Origin of the sequence: Bradyrhizobium sp. USDA 4541, from assembly GCF_024171085.1 — a bacterium.
In the GTDB taxonomy this organism is placed as follows: domain Bacteria; phylum Pseudomonadota; class Alphaproteobacteria; order Rhizobiales; family Xanthobacteraceae; genus Bradyrhizobium; species Bradyrhizobium australafricanum.
This window is the reverse complement of sequence record NZ_JALJZF010000001.1, coordinates 6837635-6858870: the sequence shown is the minus strand read 5'-3', so window position 1 is coordinate 6858870 and position 21236 is coordinate 6837635. Positions and strand designations below refer to the sequence as shown.

The following is a 21236-nucleotide window of genomic DNA, read 5'->3' as shown; positions in this document are numbered from 1 at the left end:
GGTTTTCCGAGGAGATCATGCCCAAACAAAAGTCCCGTCACGTCGCGATCATCGGGGCCGGCGCGGTCGGCGTCATCAGCGCCATCGAGGCGCTGCGTGCGGGCCACAGCGTAACCTTGATCGATCCGGGCGAGCCCGGCGGCACCCAGGCGGCGAGCTACGGCAATGCCGGTTGGCTGTCGTCGCATTCGGTGATCCCGCCGGCCGAGCCGGGCACCTGGAAGAAGGTGCCGGGCTATCTGATGGATCCGCTCGGGCCGCTGGCGATCCGCTGGTCGTATCTGCCGAAGGCCTTGCCGTGGCTGGTCAAGTATCTGCTGTCGAGCCGGACCGAGGCGCAGGTCGAGGCCACCGCGCGGGCGATGCGCGATCTCCTGAAGGATGCACCGCTGCTGCACCGGCAACTCGCCGAGGAAGCCGGCGTGGGCGAATTGATCGAGCGGCGCGGGGTGATGCATGTGTTTCCCTCACGCGCGCCGTTCGACCGCGATCTCGGCTGGCGCATCCGCAAGCGCGTCGGCATCGAATGGCTGGAGCTCGATGAAGACGAGATGCGCCAGCGCGAGCCCGATCTGCATCCGCGCTACAAATTCGGCGTCGTGGTGGAGGAGGCGGGCCGCTGCCGCGATCCCGGCGCCTATGTCGCGGCGCTTGCCGCGCACGCCGTCGCGAACGGCGCCGAACGCGTCGCCGCCAAGGCAACGGGCCTCAGGCTCGCCGGTGACAGGCTTGTCGCTGTGATCACCGAGAGCGGCGAGATTGCCTGCGACGCCGCCGTCGTCGCCGCGGGCGCGCGCTCCAGGCAATTGACCGCCTCGATCGGCGATCCGCTGCCGCTGGAGACCGAGCGCGGCTATCACGTCATGATCGAAAATGCGGAATCCGGCCCGCGCAATTCGATGATGGCCTCCGATGCCAAGATGGTCGTCAACTGGACCGATAAGGGCCTGCGCGCCGCCGGCACGGTGGAGATCGCGGGGCTTGACGCCGCGCCGAACTGGAAGCGCGCCGAAATCCTGCGCAAGCACCTCTTCAATATGTTCCCGAAGCTGCCGACGGATATTCCGCCATCGCGGATCAAGACCTGGTTCGGCCATCGGCCGAGCATGCCGGACGGGCGCCCCTGCATCGGTTATGCCCGTGCCACGCGCGATGTGGTCTACGCCTTCGGCCACGGCCATGTCGGCCTGGTCGGATCGGCCCGGACCGGCCGGCTGGTCGCGCAACTCCTGAGCGGCAAGGCGCCGGAGATTCCGCTCGCCCCGTTTGCGCCCTCGCGCTTCCTGTAGGAAGCAACGGCGGCGAAGCCTCAGCTGTCGCCGGCCCAGGCCGTGATCGCGGCCGGTGCGATCACGCGTCGCGGTGCGTGCGGATTGATCGTTCCGGCGCTGACGTCCTGCGTCTGAACGAGCAGCGTGCGCGCAAACGCCTTGGCGTCCTGCTCGGTCGTGAAGGTACGGGTCTGGCGCGCGAAGCGGTGATGTCCGGCGTCAGGATTTCGCATGGCGAACGAGACGTACCAGATGGCCTTGTCGGTCTTCATCGCGCCTCTTTGGTGGTAATCCGCCCGCGCGATCGCGACGTGATGCTCGATGCTCGATGTGCAAAAAGTGCCAAGACAAAGAATCCTGAAATACAACACATTGCGGCGAATAGGCTCCTCGGCGAACCAGCAATGCTACAGCATCGGCACGTCTACCGATACTGGCGGCATATTACCTGTCAACCGATGGGTGAAATGACAATGCGCCGTTGCGACGTTGGTTCCATCCGGCAAATTGTCATGTCGGACGAGGCGCTGGTCGCGGTCCGCGAGGGCGAAGCGGCGGCCCTGAAGCCCGTGAACTGGTGGCGAGCCGTCACGACAAGTGTCGATACTTTCGAACGCTCGACGTAGGCCTCGCTAAATGACTTGGTCCTCCTTGCGGGCTGCGTTGATGGTTTCCTCCACCTCGGCGGCAAGGGCCGTGAGATGTTCGGCGAGCTTGCTGAACAACTCGCGCTTGCGCATGTCAGTCGCCAGGTCTCGGATCAACGCACATTCCGCCGCGTCGCGGCGAAGCTTTTCGAGATGCGTCAGCATGTCCTGCATTTTTCGTCCCCGAATGCCGTACTCCGCAACGCTAAGGCGGCACAGAACCGCGTAACAATAACCTGTGATAATTTTCGCGAACCTTGGCGAGGGTCGCGTATTTTTCTGACCCTCAAGGCAAGCTTGGCTTGCGACATTCAGTGTCGTCCCTGCGAAAAGCAGGGACCCATAACCACAAGCGCTGATTGGTGTGCTTCGCTGGAATGACCAGCTTTGTTCACAACATCCGCCGCGGCGTATGGGTCCCTGCTTTTCGCAGGGACGACAGCGAGGATGAGGCGATAGCGCTGCCTCTCTCACGACCCGATCCGCACCACCATCTTGCCGAGCGCCGCACGGGTCTGCATGGTGGTGAAGGCCGCGCGAAAATCGTCGAATGCGAACACCTTACCGACAACAGGCGTCAGTCGGCCATCGTTCAGCCATGCCGACAATTGCGTCATCACGCGCGCCTGCGCCTCGGGCTCGCGCCGCGCGATCTGGGCGGCATCGACGCCGATCAGGAAGCCGCCTTTCAGGAGCGGCAGATTGAACGGCAAAGCGGGAATGTTGCCGGCCGCGAAGCCGACCACGACATGGCGGCCGTTCCAGGCGATCGAGCGGAACGCCTGCAGCGAGACCCCGCCGCCGACCGGATCGAAGATCACGTCGGCGCCGTGGCCGCCGGTCGCGTCCTTCAGCGCGTCGCGCCAGTCGGGTTTCGTGTAGTCGACGACAGCGTCGGCACCGAAGCTTGCGGCGAAGTTGCGCTTCTCCTCCGTCGAGGCCGCGGCGACGACGCGCGCGCCGAGCAGCTTGCCGATTTGAATGGCGGCGATGCCGGTGCCGCCGGCGGCGCCGAGCACCAGCAACTGCTCGCCGGCCTTGAGCGAGCCGCGCTCGCCGAGCGCATAGAGCGCGGTGAGGTAATTGGTGCGAAAGGCCGCGGCGGCCTCCATCGACAGTCCGTCGGGCATGATCTCGACGGCGTCGCGTGGCACCACGATGTGCTCGGCCAGCGCGCCCGAGCGCGCCGCGCCCATCACCCGCATGCCCGGCGCGATGCCGGCGACGTCGCCTGCGACCGCATCGACCACGCCGGCGAATTCCGCGCCCGGCGTGAAGGGCAGGGCATCCTTGGTCTGATAGCGGCCCTCGACCTTCAGCCCATCGACGAAGCCGATGCTCGCGGCGTGGACCTGGACTCGGATCTGTCCGGGGCCGGGTTCGGGGGTGGCGATCTCCCTCAGCCCGATCTGATCGATGGGCGCGTATTGCTCGACGACGACGGCCTTCATCCTGTCCTGCTCATTGGTTGGTTTCCTCGAGACCCTTTTCCGCTCCGATTGAATCGGAACGGGGCCCCGGATTCTTGTGTTGACGCGTCTTCTTCACGCGAGCCGGTAGCCAGTTCGCGCGAATACACTTCCGGCAAACCTATCCCATGTCCGTTGTTCTACGGGGAGGGGATTTGCGCATGCGACGGCAGGCTCGCATGCGGAAAGCCAGCATCTTCAACGACATCGCGAAAAGACCGGCGTTTACCCGTTGTTATCCCTACCAAATTCGGTAACGCGTCCTTAATGGCGTTAACGTTAGGGTTTTCCACGCGGCCCGCCTTGGGCTGCGCGCCGTCCAGGACGGGCAGGTTGCGTACGCGTTGGAGTCTCCTATGGATATCATGACTGGCGCCGGGCTGTTGGCTGGCATCATCGTCATCGCGGTGATGATGTTCATGGGCGGCGACCTGCACATGTTCATCTCCGAACACGCCATGATCATCATCTTCGGCGGCTCGATCGCGGCGACGATGATCCGCTTCCCGCTGGGCGTGATGCTGCATGGGCTGCCGCTCGGCGCCAAATTCGCCTTCACGATGAGCCGGCTGTCGGCCCGCGACCTCGTCGACGAGCTCGCCCGCATCGCCGAGATCGCCCGCAAGCAGGGGCCGGTCGGCCTCGAAAAGGTCGAGACCGACGAGCCGTTCCTCGCCAAGGGCATCCGTTACGTCGCCGACGGTTACGACCTCGAATTCATCCGCGACAACATGGAGCGCGACCGCGACAACTTCCTGATGCACCTCGACGAGGGCAGCAAGATCTATCGCGCGATCGGCGACTGCGCTCCGGCGTTCGGCATGATCGGCACGCTGATCGGCATGGTGCAGATGTTCGCCAACATGACCGACCCCTCCAAGCTCGGCCCGTTCATGGCGACCGCGCTGCTCGCGACGCTGTACGGCGCGCTGGTCGCCAATTTGTTCTGCCTGCCGATCGCCGACAAGCTGCACGGCAAGCTGCTCGACGAGGAGACCAACCGCACGCTGATCATCGACGGCATCCTGATGATCCGCGACTCCAAGAGCCCGGCGCTGGTGCGCGAGATGCTGCTGGCCTATCTGCCGGAGAAGCATCGCCAGGAGGAAGGCGAGCCGGTTCCGGCCTGACCGGACCGCGCTTTCGGGAAACGCAGCGATGGCCAAGAAAAAGCGCGGCGACGCCCATACCGGAGGTCACGGCTGGTTCGTGACCTTCGCCGACCTGATGGGCCTGATGATGAGCTTCTTCGTGATGCTCGTCGCGTTCTCCACCATGGACAACAACAAGCTGAAGATCGTCGCCGGCTCGATGCGCGATGCCTTCGGCGTGCAGACCAATGTGCGCTATTCCGGCATCGTCGAATCCGACGGCCTGCCGACCCGGCCGAAGCTGAAGAACGTCGAGCACATCTCGCCGGAAGAGTCCTCCGCCAATCCGACGCCGGACGAGAAGGAGCGCAGCCAGATCAACGGCGCGCGGCTGAAGATCGACCGCGAATTTGCGCTCGCCTCGGCCTCGCTCCGCCAGGCGCTGCAGGACATGCCGGAGCTGACCGAGATCTCCAAGAACATCATGTTCGAGGAGACCAAGGAGGGGCTCAACCTCGAGATCGTCGACCAGGACGGCCGCTCGATGTTCGCGGACGGTTCCAGGGAGCCGTACGACCGCACCCGCCGGCTGATCCAGAAGCTGGCCGCGCCGCTGAAGGCGACGCCGCTGCGGGTTGCGATCGTGGGGCATACAGCCGCAGGCTTCGTGCCGGCGCGCAGCGATTATGACGGCTTCGACCTGTCCGCGGACCGCGCCAACGCGGTGCGGCAGATCCTGGAGCGGGAAGGGCTGCCGCCGTCGCATATTTTCGCGGTTTCAGGCAAGGCCGACGGCCAGCCGCTGTTTCCCGACGATCCGACGCTGCCGGCCAACCGTCGCGTGACCATCACGTTGATGCGGGAAAATCCGCCGCTGCCGCCGGATCTGAAGCCGTAGCTCTGGGTTACCATACTACCGTCAACTACCATTGTTGCGCGGTTGACACGCGATGCGGAAGCGTCGATAGCCGCGCGGATCAAATCAACCGATCGGGCGTTCCAACCTCGCCATGGCTGTCAGCGTCTCATCTACCGAAGCTCAGGAAGGACAACCGACCTCCAGCTTCTGGGCCCTGACACTCGGCAGCATCGGGGTGGTGTTCGGCGATATCGGAACTTCGCCGCTCTACGCATTCCGTGAGGCGGTCGGCGGCGCCGCGCACGGCCAACCGGTCACCCGCATCATGGTGCTGGGCGTGCTCAGCCTGATCCTGTGGGCGCTGTTCACCGTCGTCACCGCGAAATACGTGCTGTTGCTGCTGCGCGCCGACAACAATGGCGAGGGCGGCACGCTCTCGCTGATGGCGCTCGGCCAGCGCGCGATCGGTCGGCGCAGCTGGCCGCTGCTCGCGCTCGGCGTGGTCGGCGCCTCGATGTTCATCGGCGATTCCATGATCACGCCGGCGATCTCGGTGCTGTCGGCGGTCGAAGGCCTCAAGCTCGCCACCCCGCATCTCGAGCACTATGTGGTGCCGCTGACGATCCTGATCCTGGTCGTGCTGTTCTCTGTGCAGAGTTCTGGCACCGCGCGCGTCGCTTCCGCCTTCGGTCCGGTGATGGTAGTGTGGTTCGCCTCGCTGGCGGTGATGGGGCTCGTTCACATCATGGACGACCCGTCGGTGCTGGCGGCGATCAATCCCTATTACGCGCTCCAGTTCATGCTGACCCACGGCACCATCGGCCTGGTGACGCTGGGCGCGGTATTCCTCGCGGTGACCGGCGGCGAGGCGCTGTATGCCGATCTCGGGCATTTCGGCCGCAAGCCGATCCAGTCCGGCTGGTTGTTCTTCGTGCTGCCGTCGCTGCTGCTGAACTATTTCGGGCAGGGCGCGCTGGTGCTGTCCGATCCCAGCGCGATCGAAAACTCGTTCTACCGCATGGTGCCCGACGTGCTGCTGCTGCCCCTGGTCGGGCTCGCCACCGCCGCGACGGTGATCGCGAGCCAGGCGGTCATCACCGGCGCCTATTCGCTGATCAGCCAGGCGGTGCAGCTCGGGCTCTTGCCGCGCTTCGAGGTTCGCTACACCTCGGAGACCCATGCCGGTCAGATCTATCTGCCGCGCGTCAACCGGCTGCTGCTGATCGGCGTGCTGCTGCTGGTGCTGCTATTCCGCACCTCGAGCGGGCTGGCGTCGGCCTATGGCATCGCCGTCTCCACCACGATGGTCGCCGACGGCATCATGGGCTTCATCGTGATCTGGAAGCTGTGGAACTGGCGCGTGGCGTCGGCGGCGGCATTGATCCTGCCGTTCGTGATCGTCGACATGACCTTCTTCAGCGCCAATCTCCTGAAGCTGTTCGAGGGCGCGTGGGTGCCGCTGCTGTTCGGCGTCGTGATGGCGACGATGATCTGGACCTGGCGCCGCGGCGCCGCCATCCTGGTCGCCAAGACCCGACGCATCGAGGTGCCGCTGCGCGACCTGATCCACAGTCTGGAGAAGCGGCCGCCGCATATCGTCAAGGGCACCGCGGTGTTCCTGACCAGCGATCCGAGCTTCGTGCCGACCGCGTTGCTGCACAATCTCAAGCACAACAAGGTGCTGCACGAGCACAACGTGATCCTGACCATCGAGACCGCACCGACGCCGCGCGTCGATCTATCCGAGCGCGTCAACATGGAGAAGGTGAGCGACAAGTTCACCGCGGTGCGGCTGCGCTTCGGCTACATGGAATCGCCGAACGTGCCCAAGGCGCTGGCGGTCGCGCGCAAGCTCGGCTGGCAGTTCGACATCATGTCGACCTCGTTCTTCGTGTCGCGCCGCTCGCTGAAGCCGTCGGCCCAGTCCGGCATGCCGCAATGGCAGGACCACCTGTTCATCGCGATGAGCCGGTCCGCCAATGATGCCACCGACTATTTCCAGATCCCGACCGGCCGGGTGGTTGAAGTGGGTACCCAGGTAACTATCTGACCGGGCGCAGGATTCTGACATTGATCGGCCGTGACCCATGCGTGATGTGCATGGCGGAGGCCTGAATCCGGGCTAACCTATGCATTCCTGCCGGGAGTATAGCGCTGCGACCCGGCATTGTGCGGTGCGGCAGAAGACAGAGGCACAGCTTCCCCATGTCATCCGAGAGTGCGATCACCGCGGCGGAAACGCCGGCGGCAAACGGCAATGGTGAGGCGCATTCAACCGCCACCTTCAAGGCCCTGATGCTCGGCAGCATCGGTGTCGTCTATGGCGACATCGGCACCAGCCCGCTTTACGCCTTGCGCGAGGCCGTCGTTGCCGCCGCCGGCGGCGAGGGCGCGGTGACGGCGCATGCGGTGCTCGGCGTGCTCTCGCTGATCCTCTGGGCTTTGATCGTCGTCGTCACGCTGAAATACGTCGTGATCCTGCTGCGCGCGGACAACAATGGCGAGGGCGGCACGCTGGCGCTGATGGCGCTGGCGCAGCGCGCGGCGACCAAGGGCGGCGCCGCGATCGTGCTGCTCGGCATCATCAGCGGCGCGCTGTTCTATGGCGACGCCGTCATCACGCCGGCGCTCTCGGTGCTGTCGGCAATCGAGGGCATCAAGCTCGTCACCTCGACATTCGATCCCTATGTCGTGCCGCTCACGGTGGTGATCCTTGTCGTCCTGTTCGCGGTGCAGTCGCGCGGCACCGCGCGCGTCGCGGCCTTCTTCGGCCCGGTGATGTGCGTATGGTTCGCCCTGATCGCGGTCGCGGCGCTGCCGCAGATCGCGCGGCATCCCGAAGTGCTATACGCGCTCAATCCGATTCTCGCGGTGTCGTTCATGCTGCATCACGGCGTGATCGGCTTCATCACGCTCGGTGCGGTCTTCCTCGCGGTGACTGGCGCCGAGGCGCTCTATGCCGACCTCGGCCATTTCGGCAAACGCCCGATCCAGACCGCGTGGCTGTTCATCGTGCTGCCGTCGCTGGCGCTGAACTATCTGGGGCAGGGCGCGCTCCTGATCGGCAATCCCAAGGGCATCGAGAACCCGTTCTTCCTCATGTTCCCGGACTGGGCCTTGATCCCGATGGTTGCGCTGGCGACCATGGCGACCGTGATCGCGAGCCAGGCCGTCATCACCGGCGCGTATTCGCTGACGCGGCAGGCGATCCAGCTCGGCCTGTTGCCGCGGTTCGAGATCCGCCACACCTCGGAGGCGCATTCCGGGCAGATCTACATGCCGCGCATCAACCGTTTCCTGTTCATCGCGGTCATCGTGCTGGTGCTGATGTTCCGCTCGTCGAGCGCACTGGCGTCGGCTTACGGCATCTCGGTGACCGGCACCATGGTGGTGACGGCGATGATGGGCTTTGTCGTGATCTGGAAGGTCTGGCGCTGGTCGCCGATCGCGGCCGCCGCGCTGGTCGCGCCCTTCCTGTTCCTGGACATCACCTTCCTGGCCGCCAACCTGCTCAAGGTGTTCGAGGGCGGCTGGGTGCCACTCGCGCTTGGCGGCGCCATGATCGTGGTGATGTACACTTGGCGGCGCGGCAGCCGGCTGTTGTTCGAGAAGTCGCGCAAGCTGGAATTCCCGCTCGCCGATCTCGTCGCGATGTTGGAGAAGCGGCCGCCGCAGCGTGTCACCGGCACCGCGGTGTTCCTGACCAGCGACCCCGTCAGCGCGCCGACCGCGCTGATGCACAGCCTCAAGCACTACAAGGTGCTGCACGAGAAGAACGTCATCCTGACCATCGAGACGGCGCCGACGCCGCGGATCGATCCGTCCGAGCGGGTGCGGATGGAGCAGCTGAGCGAGACCTTCTCCAAGGTGACGCTGAAGTTCGGCTTCATGGAACAGCCGAACGTGCCGAAGACGCTGGCGATCGCCCGCAAGCTCGGCTGGCAGTTCGACATCATGTCGACCTCGTTCTTCCTGTCCCGCCGTGCGCTGAAGCCGGCGGCGCATTCGGGCATGCCGAGCTGGCAGGACCATCTGTTCATCGCGCTGAGCCGCTCCTCGAACGACGCCACCGACTATTTCCAGATCCCGACCGGGCGGGTGGTCGAGGTCGGCACGCAGGTCACGATCTAGCGGTCCTGCCAGTCACATCCTGCGAGTCATCTAACCCGTTTCGGACGCTTGATTTTCTCTGCGCAAGAGGCGACTTTGCGGCCCGGAACGGCGGGCCGCGCGACGCTCGCCAAGCTGATATCGGGAGGATATTTCCGTGGCGGACCACAAGGTGGAAGATTTGTTTCCGGACGAGGTGTCGAAGGGCATAGCGGAAGGCCGCTATCTGCTGGTCGACGTCCGCGAGCCCAACGAGGTCGCCGTCGAGGCCTATCCCGATGGCGTCGTAGTGCCGCTGTCGACGTTCGATCCGGCGGCGATTCCCGATCCGCAGGGCAAGCAGGTGGTGTTCGCCTGCCGCTCCGGCAAGCGCTCGGTGACGGCTTCGCTGGCCGCCCAGGCCGCGGGCCTGCCCTACGACAAGCACCTGGCGGGCGGCATCATCGGCTGGAAGGCGGCGGGACTGCCGACCAAGACCGGCGGCTGATCCCTGACATGACCTCCATGAACAAGGTCTTCGCGGACCTTCCTGTCACCATCTTCGAGGCGATGTCGCAGGCCGCGCGCGACAACAACGCCATCAATCTCGGCCAGGGCTTTCCCGACGATCCCGGTCCGGAGGACATCCGCCGCGCCGCCGCGGACGCCTCGATCAACGGCTACAATCAATATCCGTCGATGATGGGCATCCCGGAACTCCGTCAGGCGATCGCATCGCATTACGGCCACTGGCACGGACTCAAGCTCGATCCGATGACCGAGGTGATGGTCACCTCCGGCGGCACCGAGGCGCTGACCGCCTCGATCCTCTCCGTGGTCGAGCCCGGTGACGAGGTGGTGTGCTTCCAGCCGGTCTATGATTCCTATCTGCCGATCATCCGCCAGGCCGGCGGCATTCCGCGGCTGCTGCGGCTCGAACCGCCGGAGTGGCGGCTGAGCGAGAAGATGCTGCGCAGCGTCTTCAACCACAAGACCAAGGCGGTGCTGTTCAACAATCCGCTCAATCCGGCGGCGGTGGTCTATCCGCGCGAGGACCTCGAACTGTTGGCGCGGTTCTGCCAGGAATTCGACGCGGTTGCGATCTGCGACGAGGTCTGGGAACACGTGGTGTTCGACGGCCGCGAGCACATCCCGCTGATCACGATCCCGGGCATGCGCGACCGCACCATCAAGGTCGGCAGCGCCGGCAAGATCTTCTCGCTGACCGGATGGAAGATCGGCTTCGTCTGCGCCGCGCCGCCGCTGCTGCGCGTCGCGGCGAAGGTGCACCAGTTCCTCACCTTCACGACGGCGCCCAATTTGCAAGCGGCGGTGGCATTTGGCCTCGGCAAGCCCGACGACTATTTCCTCGACATGCGCAAGGACATGGCGCGGAGCCGTGACCGCCTGACCAAGGGGTTGGAGAGCATCGGCTTTCCGGTGCTGAAGTCGCAGGGGACCTACTTCCTCACCGTGGACCTGTCGCCGCTCGGGCTCAACGAGACCGATGCCGAGTTCTGCTGGCGGATCGTGCAGGACTACAAGGTCGCGGCGATCCCGGTGTCGGCGTTCTACGAGCAGGATGCGGTGACATCGGTCGTGCGTTTTTGCTTCGCCAAGAAAGACTCAACGCTCGACGCCGCGCTGGAGCGGTTGTCGGACGCCGTTCACCGCCGCAAGAGGTAGGCCAGAATGCGAGAGCAGAACCGTCGTCTCGTCAGCTTCGTCGGCGCGGTCGCGACGGTCCTGCTGCTCTCGGCCTCCGCCGACGCCGGGGAGCGCACGGTCAACTTCTACAACTGGTCGAACTACATGGCGCCGGGAGTCCTCGAGGACTTCACCAAGGAAACCGGCATCAAGGTGGTCTACGATACGTTCGACGCCAACGAGACGCTGGAGACGCGGCTGCTCGCCGGCAAGTCGGGCTACGACGTCGTGGTGCCGACCGGCTACTTCCTGCAGCGCCAGATCACCGCGAAGGTGTTCCTCAAGCTCGACAAGTCGAAGCTGCCGAACCTCGCCAATGCATGGCCTGTGGTGACGAGCCAACTTGCGACTTACGATCCCGGCAATAGCTACGGCGCCAACTACATGTGGGGCACCACCGGCATAGGCTACAACGTCAAGATCGCGCAGAAGATTCTCGGTCCCGACGCGAAGATCGACAGCTGGGACATGGTGTTCAAGCCGGAGAACCTCGCCAAGTTCAAGGATTGCGGCATCCACATGCTGGATTCCGCCGACGACATCCTGCCGGCGGCGCTGAGCTATCTCGGCCTCGATCCGAACTCGACCAAGCAGGCCGACCTCGAGAAGGCCGCCGATCTCGTCATCAAGATCCGGCCCTATGTGCGCAAATTCCACTCGTCCGAATATCTCAGCGCGCTGGCCTCTGGCGAAATCTGCTTCGTGGTCGGATGGTCGGGCGACATCATGCAGGCGCGCAGCCGGGCGGCGGAAGCCAACACCGGCGTCGAGATCGGTTACACGATCCCGAAGGAGGGCGCGCAAATGTTCTTCGACAATCTCGCGATCCCCGCGGATGCGAAGAATGTCGCTGAGGCCTATGAGCTGATCAACTACCTCTACCGTCCCGAGGTCGCGGCGAAGAACTCGAACTTCCTGTCCTACGCCAATGGCAATCTGGCGAGCCAGAAGCTGATCGACCCGAAGATCTTCAACGACAAGAATATCTATCCCGACGAAGCGATGCAGAAGAAGCTGTTCGTGATCACCGCGCGCGATCCGGCGACGCAGCGGATCATCAATCGCCTGTGGACGCGGGTGAAGACCGGGAAGTAGGTCTATCCGTCATTGCGAGGAGCGAAGCGACGAAGCAATCCATCGCTCCGTATGCTCGGAGAAATGGATTGCTTCGCTTCGCTCGCAATGACGAGTGTCGGGCCTACCGCCAGCGCCGGTGCAGCCAGAGCCATTGATCGGGATACTCACGGACCCAGCCCTCGACGACGTCGGTGATCGCCTGCATGGTGCCCTGTATATCGATCTGGCCGGATGCGTCGAACACCGGCTTGACTTCCTCGGTGACCTCGCCGCGGAAGCGGCCGTCGGGCAGGCGGATGATCCGCGTGCCGTGGATTGGGCAATCGATCTGCCGGCGCAGGCGCGCCAGCAGCGGATTCGCGGTGGTCTTGCGGCCGAAGAAGGTGACGGGAACGCCGTTGGTCAAATACTGATCGACCAGCATCGCGACGTGCTGGCCGTTCTTCAGCGCCTGCGCCAGCTTGAGCGGCGCGTCACGGCCGGCCGGCACCAGCGTGCCCAGATTGACCGCGCGGATGCGTTCGATGGCGCGGTCGGCGGCTTCGATGTTCGGCCGGCGAAACAGGATGGTGGCGTCGAGCCCATGCGCTGCGGCGGCAATTGGAGAGAGCTCCCAGTTGCCGAGATGTGCGGCGAAGAACAGTGCCGGCTTGCCGTCGTCACGCAACTGATCGAACAGCTGCTTGCTGCGCGCCGAGAATTCGACGCGACCCGGCTTGTCGGGATTCTGGGGATCGTGGTCCCAGATGCGGTCGATGTGCGCGAATTCAGCGCCGATGCGTCCGAGGTTGTGCCAGACGCCCGTCAGGATCTCCTCGATCTCCTCCGGTGACTTTTCCGGGAAGGCGGCCTTGAGGTTCTCGCGGCCGATGCGATCCTCGCGCAGCCGGCGGCCGATGAAATGCGCGGCGCGGCCGAAGAATCTTGCGGTCTTCTCGGGATCGAAGTAGCGCGTCGTACGCAGCAGGCCGATCGTCAGCCCGCCGATCGCCGCGTCGGTCACGGGCTTCGCGGCGTCACGCAGGTGCGCCCTGGTGCGAAGGAGCAGGCGTTTCATCTGATGAGGCGAGGGCGCTAGGCCGGCTCGCGCGTCAGGATCAGTGAGGCGTTCTGCCCGCCGAACCCGAACGAGTTCGACATCACGGCGGTCACCTTGGCATCGCGCGCCTTGTTGCCGACCACGTCGAACGGGATCGCGGGATCAGGCACCTCGTAGTTGATCGTCGGCGGAATCCGCTGATGCTCGAGCGTGAGCAGCGAGAAGATCGCCTCGACTGCACCGGCGGCCGAGATGGTGTGGCCGACCATCGACTTGTTCGACGACACCGGAATGTTTTTGGTGTGTTCGCCAAACACGGCCGACGTCGCAAGATACTCCATCTTGTCGTTTTCCGGCGTCGAGGTCCCGTGCGCGTTGATGTGATCGATTTGCTCGGGCTCCATTCCAGCATCGGCGAGTGTCTTGCGCACGCAGCCGATCGCCGGCTTGCCGTCCGGGGCCGAGCGGGTGCGATGGAAGGAATCGGTGAGCTCGCCGCAGCCGGCGACGACGCCGAGGATGCGCGCGCCGCGGGCCATCGCGGCCTCGTAGCTCTCGAGCACCAGCGCGCCGGCGCCTTCGGCCATCACGAAGCCGTCGCGGTTCTTCGAGAACGGTTTCGAGGCGGCCTGCGGCGGGTCGTTCTGGGTGGAGAGAGCCGACAGCAGCGAGAAGCGCACCATGGCTTCCGGGTTCACCGAGCCGTCGGTTGCGACGCACAGCGTCGCATCGGTTTCGCCGCGGCGGATCGCCTCGACGCCGAGCTGGATCGCGGTCGCACCGGAGGCGCAAGCCGTCGACAGCGAAATCGGGGACCCTTTGGTACCGAAGGTCTCGGCGAGGTTGAGCGCGACGGAGCCGAAGGTGAAGCGCCGGTGAAAGTGCGCGAACTTCCCGCCGCTACAGGTCGCCAGGTATTCGATGATTCCAAAGTCCTTGGTCGGAACCTCGCGCGCGACTTCGAGCCGCTGCGGCCACTCGGTCTCGATCGGGGCGACTGCCAGAAACAGCGGGCCGGGAAAGTCGCCCTTGCTGCCGATGCCGGCTTGCTCGAGCGCTTCTTCGGTCGCGATCTCCGCCAGACGCTGCGACAGGCTGGTCGACGAGAACGGGTCGACGGTGACGAAATCGACGGCGCCGGCCATCGTCGTCTTCATACTGTCGAGCGGGAAGCGTGTCACGGTCTTGATGCCGGACTCACCCGCGGTGAGGCGCTTCCAATTGTCGGTTTTGCCGCCGCCGAGCGACGTCACGATTCCCATGCCGGTCACGACAACGATCGGTCGGCCGAATTTATCGCGTGGTGCTGTCATGGTTTCCCCGTCGGTGCTTGCGCCGGACTTAAAGTGCGATGAGCTTCATCGCACCCTAGTTGTTTGTTCGAGCATGATGTTCGGAAACAATTTTCCGGATCATGCTCTAACTGACGGCCTCGACCAGTGCCATGCCTTCGCCCTGCCAGTGGCCGACCCCCAACACCACAATCTGGGTTGGCGCTTCGGTCTTTTCAACCTCCAGCCCGGTCGGGTCGTTGGCCGGATAGAGCGCGCCGCGCGAGATCGACAACGCGGCCAGCGCGAGCCCAAGCGGGAATTGCGCCTCCATATTGTGGCCGAAGGTCGTTCCGGTGGCGCGGACGGCAAAGTCGGCATGCTGGCTGAGGAATGCGCGCTCTTCGGCGGTCGCAGGCTCGGCGCCGGTCGCGCCCGTGATCAGGATACCGTTGTCGCCGCTGACACCGAGCTGCGGCCACAACGCCTGCAGCGATTTCGTCACGGCGCCCGGCTCCTTGCGTCGGGCAAGGTCGGCGACAACCTTGGTCAGCTTGGCGTACGGCTTTGCGCCGCGGGCCTCGGCATGTTCGCGCGATTCCATCACGAGGAAGGCGCCGGCGGAGCCGATGGCAAAGCCCGGGTTGTTCCTGCGGGCCCAGACCGAGCTATGCTGGTCCTTGAGGGCGAGATCGCCGAATGCATAGAGCATCAAGAGGTCGCCGCGATCGCCGTTATGAGCGGCGCCGACCAAGGCGATGTCACTCTGGCCGGCTCCAATGCGCGCGACCGCGATCCGTGCCGCGTCGATGCTTGAGGCTTCCTCGCCCATGAAGGTGCGCGAGGTCCCGCACACGCCGTGAACGATCGCGATGTTGCCGGCGAGCAGGTTGGAGAGCTGCGCCAGGAACAGCGTCGGGCGCAGCTCGTTCATCAGCTTCTCGTTGAGGAGGGCTGGCGGCAACTTGCCCTGTGCGTCGGCGTTCATGATCGCGAGGTCGACAGTGAGGTCACGCTCGCCGCCACCGGCTGCGATGATCATGTCCATCCGCGAGAGGATTTCCTGATTGCCTTTGACGCCGGCGGAATCGAGCGCCAGCCCGGCGGCATAGGTGCCGATCCGCTGCCAGGTTTCCATCTGACGCTGATCGCCCTTCTTCGGGATCTGGGCGTCGAAGCTGACGGGAGCGATCGGATGGATGACGTATGGCGCGAGACGCTTCTCGTCGGCATTGACGCGCCGGGCGCCGAGCGCCTCCCAATGCGCATCCAGTCCCTCGCCAAGCGAGGAGAGCAGGCCTACGCCGGTGATCCAGACTTCCTTCTCAGCCATTACTCAGTGCCTGCTGCGGAAACCCGATCTTGGCGGCCATCGCATCCATGTGCACGCGCAAGTCCGGGCTGGGGAAGGGGATGTGACGGAAGGTCAGCTCGGCATTGCACTTGAGCTCCTTGCCGACGCGAACCTTCGCCGAGGTCACGGCGAAGCCTGAACCTTCGTGCTCGATCTTGGCCTCGATGGTCAGGACCGAGCCGGGGCTGACGAAGCCGCGCATCTTGGCTTCCTTGACCATGGCGAGGAAGGGCATGCGCTCGAACTTGGTCAGACCAAGGATCAGCCAGCCCGAGCTCTGGGCCATTGCTTCGGTCAGCAGCACGCCGGGCATGATCGGGTAGCCCGGGAAGTGCCCCGCGAACACCGAATGGCTGTCGGGCGGAACATCCGCCTCGACGACAATGGTCCTTGCGTCGAGGTTGAGGTCGACGATCCGATCAATCAGCTGAAAGATCTCGAGCTGCATGATGGGCGATTACGAGCCCGTGCCCGTGCCCGCGTTCTTGGCTGCAACCAGCTCGTCGATGCGGTCGGCGAGATTCTTCAACACGAAATACTGCTCCGTCGTGGCCTTGCCGTCGTTGACCTCCTGGGTCCACTTTTCGAGCGGCATCTTGATCCCGAAGGCCTTGTCGATGGCAAAGGCGATGTCGAGGAAGTCGAGGCTGTCGATCCCCAGATCGTCGATCGCGTGGCTCTCCGGCTTGATCGTGTCGCGCGGGATGTCGCAGGTCTCCGCGATAATGTTGGCGATCTGCTCGAATGTGGAGGACATCATTAAGCCTTTGATATATTGAAGGTAATTCCGGGTCGGCTCAGAGGAGGCGGGCGCGTTGCCCCGGAATGCCCGATTGCTGGTGCCGGAGTCGTGTGCCCGTATATCGGAGCAGGGCCGTTAGTTCAATGGAGCTTGGCCGGCATCGCAAGGACGGTTTTTGGGCAGGGTTCCGGCCAGCCTAGCTGCGCGGCATCACCGTAATCTTCGCGCAATCCCGGCGGCCCATCAGCACGCAATCCTGGGTCTTGCGCAAATCGGCGATGCTCATGGCAAGCCAGATGCCGATCGCGGTGAGCGCCACCGTGAAGGCGAAGGCGGCGATGTTGGCGAGCATGCGCTGGCGGAAATCGTCGGGCTCCTCGCGCGGCTTCTCATAGCGAGAGAGATCGTTGGCAACGGAAGCCGGGCGCGTCGTTCGGGGCGGCTCCTCGCGCTTGCCGGGCGGCTGCGCCGAGGTACGCGGCCGGAATTTGAGCACCACGTGCTCGGCATCCGAGGAGATTGGCCGCTGCGTCTTCACTGTTTGTCAGTCCGGTCGCGTCGCCGGTTATGTTTAGCATGTTCGCTGCACTTCACACCTAAAATCTTGGTGCGCGCAGAGGTGGTATTCATGCGTCGATCACCTCCAGGAACTGGCTTGCCGTCGAGGCGGCTGCTGCGGAGCGCGGGATGCTCGGCATTGCGATGACCAAGCCGATGTCGACACACTCGTTCGACCTTCGCGCATGCACAGTTTGCGCTGCAACGCCGTCACGGAGGTTGAGGCTGCGCGCCCGGGCATTGGCAGCCCGGGCATTGACAGCCCGGGAGCATCGACAGCCGAGGGCGGACCATCCGGCCATCGGCCCCCACCGCTTCGTGAAGCCATTCCGGCACACCGGACTCTTTCACCCGCCTGCGGGCTCATGACATAGTGGAACCCGTTCCGGAGTGCCGGTCAAAAGGGAGCATAAATCATGGCCCACACGCGCGAGCCTTACGTCAAACCGGTCCCGATCCTGTCGCTGCGGCCGACCCAGATGACGGTCGGCATGCAGGAGGTGACGGAGAAGCGGAAGCGCTGGCGCGAGCACAAGTCGGACAAGAAGCGCGCCGAACTGCTGGGCAAGCACATGATCCCGGTCGTCCATGGTCCCGACGATCGCTACTACGTGGTCGATCACCATCACATGGCGCGGGCGCTGCACGACGAGGGCGTCAAGGACATCCTGGTCACGGTGATCGGCGATCTCACGATGGTCGAGCGTGACGTGTTCTGGGGCGTGATGGACAACAAGCGCTGGGTCTATCCCTACGATTCCAAGGGCGAGCGCCGCCACTTCAAAGACATTCCGAAATCGATCAAGGACCTCAGGGACGATCCGTTCCGCAGCCTCGCCGGCGAGATGCGCCGGGCGGGCGGCTTTGCCAAGGACACGACGCCGTTCAGCGAATTCCTGTGGGCCGATTTCCTGCGCCGCCACATCCCGCGCAAGACGGTGGAGAACAATTTCGCCAAGGCGCTGGAGAAGGGACTGGCGCTCGGCCGCAGCAAGGACGCGGTCTATTTGCCCGGCTGGTGCGGGCCGGCATCTGACGACTGATCTGCCGCGACCGCCGGCCCGTGTTGATTATCCCTGCCGCCGAGCAAGTGGTGCAGCCACCGCTCGGTCCGCTTGCCGAAGGTCAACAGCAGGAACGCCAGCGCGACGGCGGTGACGACGATCGGCCAATGTCCGGCGCCGCAGACGATGCCGACGCAAGCGGCGAAGAAAGCGCATGCGGCGCTGGTCAGGCCGCGGACCTGGAAGCGGTCGCCCTGCCGCACGATCACGCCGGCGCCGAGGAATCCGATGCCGGTCAGCACGCCCTGGATCACGCGGCTCACCGCGTCGGTGAATTTGCCGGGCTCGACGGCCTGCAATGCCAACAGCACGACCATGGCCGTCGAAAGGCTGACGAGACCCAGCGTCTTCAGGCCGATCGGCTTGCCGCGCAGGTCACGGTCGAGCCCGATCGCGCAACCGGCAAGGGTGGCCGCGCCGAGACGCAGGACGATCTCGCTCCAGTCCGCCAAGGCGTCCTCTATTTCGGCTGCCGGCCGAGCATGTAGAACTCGCTGTTCGGCCGCATGCCGGTGACGTTGGCGAGCCGGTTCGACAGCGCGAAGAATGCCGCAACCGCGGCGATGTCCCAGACGTCGTCGTCGCTGAAGCCATGGGCCGCAAGCGTGGCGAAGTCCGCCTCCGAGATTTCCTCAGCGGCGCGGCTCACCTTCATGGCGAAGTCGAGCATCGCGCGCTGCCGCGGCGTGATGTCGGCCTTGCGGTAGTTGACCGCGATCTGGTCGGCGATCTCCGGATTCTTGGCGCGGATGCGCAGGATCGCGCCGTGGGCGATCACGCAATACTGGCACTGGTTGGCGGCGCTGGTCGCCACCACGATCATCTCGCGCTCGGCCTTCGAGAGGCCGGAGTCCTTTTCCATCAGCGCGTCGTGATAGGCGAAGAAGGCGCGAAACTCGTCGGGGCGATAGGCCAAGGTGAGGAAGACGTTCGGCACGAAGCCGGATTTCTCCTGCACCGCCAGGATGCGGGCGCGGATGTCCTCGGGGAGCTTGTCGAGAGCGGGCGTCGGGAAGCGTTTTGCGGTCGGCTGCGTCATGAGATGGTTCCGGCGTGCCGCCTGGATGCGGCGTCACGCGAGACCATAGTGGATGACGCCTTGGGCGCAAGGCGCATCGGCGCCCTGGCGGAATTCGGCTAACGCAGCGGCTTCTTCAGCAGCGAGAAGCGGTCCGGATCGAGGCCGAGCGAGGGCTGCAGCATCGGCGCCTCGGCTGGCGCCATGGTGCGCGCCGGCGCCGGAGAGTTGAAGTTGGCGTCGCCGCTCGGGCTATCGCGATGCGAGGTGGCGCCGCGCCAGCGCTCCAGCACGGCGCTGACGAAATGCATGTCATGGCCGGCGGTGACCGACGGTACCGTGGCGATGGTGGCCTCGCCGCGCGGCAGCTGGTGCGGCGGCACCTCCTTGAAGCGCAGCCGGGTCGGCAGCGCCACGCCTTCGCCGAACGCCAGCACCTCGCGGGTGCCGAGCGAGGGCACGAAGGACAGCAGGTTGGCGGCGGCATCCGAGACCGCGGAGCGTAGCAGCGCCTGGTCGCGGTCGTTGGCGAGGCGCATTGTGAACAGCGTGTTGCACTGAGAGATGATGGTCGCGTCGAGCTCGGCCGGACGCTGGGTGATCAGGCCGAGATAGACGCCGTATTTGCGGCCTTCCTTGGCGATGCGCGACACCGCCTTGCGGGTCGGCCCGAAGCCGATATTGCGGTCGGCCGAGGCGTAGCGGTGCGCTTCCTCGCAGACGAACAGCATCGGCGAGACGCCGTCGCTCCACAGCCCGAAATCGAACGCCATGCGGCACAGCACCGACACCACGGAATCGACGACTTCGGCGGGGAAGCCGGCGAGCTGCATGATCGTCATCGGCTTGCCGTTGGCGGGCAGGCGGAACAGATGGCTGATCACCTCGGCCATTGTATCGCCGCCGACATTGGCATTATCGAACATGAAGGCGTAGCGCGGATCGTTGCGCACCGCGTCGATGCGCGAGATCAGCTTGTGATAGATGATGCGCGAAGAGCGGTTCTCCAGCTTGCCCATGCGCTCGTCGATCAGCGAGATCAGGTCGACGAGGCGATAGGGCACCGGCGTATCGACGGTGTAGCCGACCTGCTTGGGGTCGATGCGCTTCAGCCCGAGACCGACCCGGTCGGAGTTCTGGTACTGGGTGTAGATGCCCTTCGCCATCGGGATCACTTCGGCGAGAATGTCGAGCTCCTCGGGCACGCCGGGCCGGCCGCCAAACAGCACGTCGACGATCTCTTCGAAGTTGAACAGCCAGAACGGCAGCTTCAGGTTCCGCGGGTTGAGCACCTGGGCGCGCTCGCCGAAGCAGCGGCCATATTCGTTGTGCACGTCGAGCAGGAAGATGCGCAGGTTCGGCCGCGACTTCAGGATCTCGTTGAGCAGCAGCGACACGCCGGTCGACTTGCCGACGCCGGTCGAGCCGAGCACCGCGAAGTGCTTGGACAGCATCTCCTCGACGTCGACATAGGCGATGACAGAACGATCCTGCTGCAGCGTGCCGACATTGATCTGGTCCGAGCCGCTCGGCGCATAGACCGTGCGCAGCTCCTGGTTCGTGATCAGATCGGTGCTGTCGCCGATGGTCGGATAGTGGGTGACACCGCGCTGGAATTTCGGGCGGTCGCCGCCCAGGATCTCGCCCAGCAGGTCGACCGAGGCGGTCGCCATGTATTCGTCGGACGCCGGCAGGTTCTCGCACGTCACTTCGGTGATCATAGCGACAATGACCGAACTCGCGCAGCGGATACTGACGAACCGGCCGACGGTCGCTCGCATTTCCGAAAGTTGCATCTGGCCGCCCGCCAGCAGCCCAACCCGGGCCTGCGAGCCGCGCACAGAGATCACACGTCCGAAGGGTGTCACAGTTCCAGCCTGGCTCGTTCTCAAAATCTAAATGTCCGGACCAATATGCCCGCCCGGGATTGGAAAAACCGTTAAATCGCCGGGGTTCCGCATCGGCTAAATCTACACCTTC

22 protein-coding genes are annotated in these 21236 nt (G+C 64.7%); 10 read left to right on the top strand and 12 right to left on the bottom strand.

Translation table 11 applies throughout. The features are described from left to right. Positions 1-17: 17 nt before the first annotated feature. A complete protein-coding gene (locus J2R80_RS33155; RefSeq protein WP_076826735.1) occupies positions 18-1289 on the top strand; it encodes an FAD-binding oxidoreductase in 1272 nt (423 codons plus the stop codon). Positions 1290-1309: 20 nt separating this feature from the next. Here J2R80_RS33155 and J2R80_RS33150 read toward each other — a convergent pair whose 3' ends face one another. After that, positions 1310-1543: a hypothetical protein gene (locus J2R80_RS33150; RefSeq protein ID WP_057019701.1), complete on the bottom strand. Its 234-nt coding sequence runs from the start codon at positions 1541-1543 to the stop codon at positions 1310-1312. A 42-nt stretch (positions 1544-1585) separates the two neighbouring features. Between J2R80_RS33150 and J2R80_RS33145 the strand changes: the two genes are divergently transcribed. After that, entirely contained in the window at positions 1586-1897 is a 312-nt protein-coding gene (locus tag J2R80_RS33145) for a hypothetical protein (protein WP_246786574.1), read from the top strand. A 6-nt stretch (positions 1898-1903) separates the two neighbouring features. Here the strand turns inward: J2R80_RS33145 and J2R80_RS33140 are convergent, their stop codons facing one another. Further along, a complete protein-coding gene (locus J2R80_RS33140) occupies positions 1904-2092 on the bottom strand; it encodes a hypothetical protein (protein WP_016848414.1) in 189 nt (62 codons plus the stop codon). Positions 2093-2388: 296 nt separating this feature from the next. Further along, on the bottom strand, positions 2389-3369 hold the full coding sequence (locus tag J2R80_RS33135; protein ID WP_141340563.1) for an NADPH:quinone oxidoreductase family protein: 981 nt from the start codon (positions 3367-3369) through the stop codon (positions 2389-2391). Between the two features lie 374 nt (positions 3370-3743). Here J2R80_RS33135 and J2R80_RS33130 point away from each other — a divergent pair, with 374 nt between their 5' ends. The 7 genes from J2R80_RS33130 to J2R80_RS33100 all read left to right on the top strand — a co-directional run bounded on the left by J2R80_RS33130 (position 3744) and on the right by J2R80_RS33100 (position 12228). Further along, positions 3744-4517, top strand: coding sequence for a motility protein A (locus J2R80_RS33130; protein WP_016848416.1), 774 nt, complete (start codon positions 3744-3746; stop codon positions 4515-4517). Between the two features lie 28 nt (positions 4518-4545). Then, complete coding sequence (locus J2R80_RS33125) at positions 4546-5376, top strand: flagellar motor protein MotB (RefSeq protein WP_028334286.1); 831 nt, start codon at positions 4546-4548, stop codon at positions 5374-5376. Between the two features lie 112 nt (positions 5377-5488). Continuing rightward, entirely contained in the window at positions 5489-7387 is a 1899-nt protein-coding gene (locus tag J2R80_RS33120) for a potassium transporter Kup (RefSeq protein ID WP_038376908.1), read from the top strand. Positions 7388-7542: 155 nt separating this feature from the next. Continuing rightward, positions 7543-9468: a potassium transporter Kup gene (locus tag J2R80_RS33115; RefSeq protein ID WP_057019704.1), complete on the top strand. Its 1926-nt coding sequence runs from the start codon at positions 7543-7545 to the stop codon at positions 9466-9468. Positions 9469-9604: 136 nt separating this feature from the next. Further along, positions 9605-9934, top strand: coding sequence for a rhodanese-like domain-containing protein (locus J2R80_RS33110; protein WP_016848419.1), 330 nt, complete (start codon positions 9605-9607; stop codon positions 9932-9934). 8 nt (positions 9935-9942) lie between these two features. After that, complete coding sequence (locus J2R80_RS33105) at positions 9943-11112, top strand: aminotransferase (RefSeq protein WP_200844431.1); 1170 nt, start codon at positions 9943-9945, stop codon at positions 11110-11112. Between the two features lie 6 nt (positions 11113-11118). Further along, positions 11119-12228: a polyamine ABC transporter substrate-binding protein gene (locus J2R80_RS33100; RefSeq protein ID WP_141340564.1), complete on the top strand. Its 1110-nt coding sequence runs from the start codon at positions 11119-11121 to the stop codon at positions 12226-12228. A 103-nt stretch (positions 12229-12331) separates the two neighbouring features. Here J2R80_RS33100 and J2R80_RS33095 read toward each other — a convergent pair whose 3' ends face one another. From J2R80_RS33095 to J2R80_RS33070, 6 genes are all read right to left on the bottom strand, one after another. Beyond that, on the bottom strand, positions 12332-13267 hold the full coding sequence (locus J2R80_RS33095) for a lipid A biosynthesis lauroyl acyltransferase (protein ID WP_057019707.1): 936 nt from the start codon (positions 13265-13267) through the stop codon (positions 12332-12334). 17 nt (positions 13268-13284) lie between these two features. Next, positions 13285-14562: a beta-ketoacyl-ACP synthase gene (locus tag J2R80_RS33090; RefSeq protein ID WP_028344597.1), complete on the bottom strand. Its 1278-nt coding sequence runs from the start codon at positions 14560-14562 to the stop codon at positions 13285-13287. A 106-nt stretch (positions 14563-14668) separates the two neighbouring features. Continuing rightward, a complete protein-coding gene (locus J2R80_RS33085) occupies positions 14669-15853 on the bottom strand; it encodes a beta-ketoacyl-ACP synthase (RefSeq protein ID WP_253640094.1) in 1185 nt (394 codons plus the stop codon). Continuing rightward, the gene (locus J2R80_RS33080; RefSeq protein ID WP_141340566.1) at positions 15846-16322 is read right to left on the bottom strand and encodes a 3-hydroxyacyl-ACP dehydratase FabZ family protein; all 477 of its coding nucleotides are present in this window, start codon (positions 16320-16322) and stop codon (positions 15846-15848) included. Before J2R80_RS33080 ends, J2R80_RS33085 begins: the two co-directional genes overlap by 8 nt. Before the next feature lie 9 nt (positions 16323-16331). Beyond that, positions 16332-16631, bottom strand: a complete 300-nt coding sequence (locus J2R80_RS33075) for an acyl carrier protein (RefSeq protein ID WP_024582229.1) — start codon at positions 16629-16631, stop codon at positions 16332-16334. A gap of 181 nt (positions 16632-16812) precedes the next feature. Next, positions 16813-17154 carry a hypothetical protein gene (locus J2R80_RS33070; protein WP_141340567.1) on the bottom strand — a complete coding sequence of 114 codons (342 nt, stop codon included), beginning with the start codon at positions 17152-17154 and terminating at the stop codon, positions 16813-16815. Positions 17155-17590: 436 nt separating this feature from the next. Between J2R80_RS33070 and J2R80_RS33065 the strand changes: the two genes are divergently transcribed. Beyond that, positions 17591-18217: a ParB-like protein gene (locus J2R80_RS33065; protein WP_057019711.1), complete on the top strand. Its 627-nt coding sequence runs from the start codon at positions 17591-17593 to the stop codon at positions 18215-18217. Here J2R80_RS33065 and J2R80_RS33060 read toward each other — a convergent pair. The 3 genes from J2R80_RS33060 to J2R80_RS33050 form a co-directional block, all read right to left on the bottom strand. Then, a complete protein-coding gene (locus tag J2R80_RS33060) occupies positions 18178-18690 on the bottom strand; it encodes an MgtC/SapB family protein (protein WP_141340568.1) in 513 nt (170 codons plus the stop codon). The two genes, J2R80_RS33065 and J2R80_RS33060, sit on opposite strands and share 40 nt — an antisense overlap. Before the next feature lie 8 nt (positions 18691-18698). After that, positions 18699-19277, bottom strand: coding sequence for a peroxidase-related enzyme (locus tag J2R80_RS33055; RefSeq protein ID WP_141340569.1), 579 nt, complete (start codon positions 19275-19277; stop codon positions 18699-18701). Positions 19278-19375: 98 nt separating this feature from the next. Continuing rightward, entirely contained in the window at positions 19376-21124 is a 1749-nt protein-coding gene (locus J2R80_RS33050) for an ATP-binding protein (protein ID WP_137479616.1), read from the bottom strand. Positions 21125-21236 lie beyond the last annotated feature (112 nt).

Excerpts from the sequence above, each read along its gene's own strand:
- J2R80_RS33125 (WP_028334286.1), top strand. The coding sequence starts at position 4,546 with ATGGCCAAGAAAAAGCGCGGCGACGCCCATACCGGAGGTCACGGCTGG.
- J2R80_RS33090 (WP_028344597.1), bottom strand. The coding sequence starts at position 14,562 with ATGACAGCACCACGCGATAAATTCGGCCGACCGATCGTTGTCGTGACC.
- J2R80_RS33105 (WP_200844431.1), top strand. The coding sequence starts at position 9,943 with ATGACCTCCATGAACAAGGTCTTCGCGGACCTTCCTGTCACCATCTTC.
- J2R80_RS33120 (WP_038376908.1), top strand. The coding sequence starts at position 5,489 with ATGGCTGTCAGCGTCTCATCTACCGAAGCTCAGGAAGGACAACCGACC.
- J2R80_RS33075 (WP_024582229.1), bottom strand. The coding sequence starts at position 16,631 with ATGTCCTCCACATTCGAGCAGATCGCCAACATTATCGCGGAGACCTGC.
- J2R80_RS33115 (WP_057019704.1), top strand. The coding sequence starts at position 7,543 with ATGTCATCCGAGAGTGCGATCACCGCGGCGGAAACGCCGGCGGCAAAC.
- J2R80_RS33150 (WP_057019701.1), bottom strand. The coding sequence starts at position 1,543 with ATGAAGACCGACAAGGCCATCTGGTACGTCTCGTTCGCCATGCGAAAT.
- J2R80_RS33130 (WP_016848416.1), top strand. The coding sequence starts at position 3,744 with ATGGATATCATGACTGGCGCCGGGCTGTTGGCTGGCATCATCGTCATC.
- J2R80_RS33095 (WP_057019707.1), bottom strand. The coding sequence starts at position 13,267 with ATGAAACGCCTGCTCCTTCGCACCAGGGCGCACCTGCGTGACGCCGCG.
- J2R80_RS33080 (WP_141340566.1), bottom strand. The coding sequence starts at position 16,322 with ATGCAGCTCGAGATCTTTCAGCTGATTGATCGGATCGTCGACCTCAAC.
- J2R80_RS33145 (WP_246786574.1), top strand. The coding sequence starts at position 1,586 with ATGCTCGATGCTCGATGTGCAAAAAGTGCCAAGACAAAGAATCCTGAA.
- J2R80_RS33055 (WP_141340569.1), bottom strand. The coding sequence starts at position 19,277 with ATGACGCAGCCGACCGCAAAACGCTTCCCGACGCCCGCTCTCGACAAG.
- J2R80_RS33085 (WP_253640094.1), bottom strand. The coding sequence starts at position 15,853 with ATGGCTGAGAAGGAAGTCTGGATCACCGGCGTAGGCCTGCTCTCCTCG.
- J2R80_RS33140 (WP_016848414.1), bottom strand. The coding sequence starts at position 2,092 with ATGCAGGACATGCTGACGCATCTCGAAAAGCTTCGCCGCGACGCGGCG.
- J2R80_RS33155 (WP_076826735.1), top strand. The coding sequence starts at position 18 with ATGCCCAAACAAAAGTCCCGTCACGTCGCGATCATCGGGGCCGGCGCG.
- J2R80_RS33135 (WP_141340563.1), bottom strand. The coding sequence starts at position 3,369 with ATGAAGGCCGTCGTCGTCGAGCAATACGCGCCCATCGATCAGATCGGG.
- J2R80_RS33100 (WP_141340564.1), top strand. The coding sequence starts at position 11,119 with ATGCGAGAGCAGAACCGTCGTCTCGTCAGCTTCGTCGGCGCGGTCGCG.
- J2R80_RS33065 (WP_057019711.1), top strand. The coding sequence starts at position 17,591 with ATGGCCCACACGCGCGAGCCTTACGTCAAACCGGTCCCGATCCTGTCG.